The sequence below is a fragment of the Pseudomonas sp. 910_23 genome, assembly GCF_052850795.1.
This window is the reverse complement of sequence record NZ_VXCZ01000047.1, coordinates 1-1,256: the sequence shown is the minus strand read 5'-3', so window position 1 is coordinate 1,256 and position 1,256 is coordinate 1. Positions and strand designations below refer to the sequence as shown.

The window sequence follows — 1,256 nt, the reverse complement described above, 5'->3', positions numbered from 1 at the left end:
TGTACGGACCGGACACATGGTTGACGGGTGTGCGGGGACATGGTGGACACTTTTCGGCGAGCCAACTTCGCCGGAAAGCCATCATGCCTTGGAACACGAGAGATACCATGAGCCTGAAAGAAGAGTTCGTTGCCTTAGCACGGCAGCCCGGCAGTAATAAAAGAGAACTGTGTCGACGCTTCGGCATCAGCCCGCAAACGGCCTATAAATGGCTCAAACGATACGAGATGCAAGGGCAGTCGGGGCTGCAAGAAGAGTCCCGAAAACCAGCTACCAGTCCCAAACTGACCAATGCGGCCCTGGAGGCGGAGGTCGTAGCGCTCAGGCAGGAACATCCGGCCTGGGGCGGACGCACAATCAGCAGCATCTTGAAAAAGCAAATTGCTCCCAGCACAGTAACTAACGTGCTGCACCGACACGACCTGATTCAGCCCGTTCAGAAGGAACAGGAAGCAAAGCTGAGATTTGAACACGATGCGCCTAACGACCTTTGGCAGATGGACTTCAAAGGGCATTTCGCAACTCAAGAAGGTCGATGCCATCCCCTGACCTTGTTGGATGATCACTCGCGATTCAATTTAGCTATTCAGGCGTGTGATAACGAACGCGGGGGCACAGTGAAGGAGAAGATGATTGAGGTATTCCAACGCTTCGGATTGCCCGCTCGTATCAATGTTGATAACGGTCCTCCATGGGGATCGCCGCGCAACCCCGGTGAAATCACAGAGTTAAGTATCTGGTTGATTAGCTTGGGAATCCGGATCAGTTTCAGTCGCCCCTATCACCCTCAAACCAACGGAAAGATCGAGCGCTTTCATCGATCACTCAAGGCAGAGGTGCTTAATGGACGGCAATTTTCCACGATCAAGGAGGCTCAAACCGCATTTGATCAGTGGCGTGAGGTTTATAACCTGCAGCGTCCTCATCAAGCACTGGACTACAAGGTGCCCATGGACCGGTATCGGTCCAGCCCTTGGGCTTACCCGCAGCAGTTATCACCCTTCGAGTACGGGCCGGATGATGTGTCGATCAAGGCGTATCACAGCCGATTTCGTTTTCAGAAACGCTATTTCAGCATCGCCAAGGGCCTGAATGGTCATCACATCGGAATACGACCTAACCCTGAAAAAGACGGTCTCTTTGATGTTTACTTCTGCCATCACTTTCTAAGAACGATCGACCTGAGCAAACCTGACTATGGCCCATAATGTGTCAACCATGTCCCCGCACATGTGTCCACCATGTGTCCGGTCTAT

General features: G+C 52.5%; 1 protein-coding gene. It reads left to right on the top strand.

Annotated elements, in window-relative coordinates:
• Window positions 1-83 precede the first annotated feature (83 nt).
• Window positions 84-1,208 carry an IS481 family transposase gene (locus FW800_RS27255; protein ID WP_446438862.1) on the top strand — a complete coding sequence of 375 codons (1,125 nt, stop codon included), beginning with the start codon at window positions 84-86 and terminating at the stop codon, window positions 1,206-1,208.
• Window positions 1,209-1,256: the final 48 nt, after the last annotated feature.

Coding starts and splice junctions, on each gene's coding strand:
- FW800_RS27255 (WP_446438862.1), top strand. CDS start 84: ATGCCTTGGAACACGAGAGATACCATGAGCCTGAAAGAAGAGTTCGTT.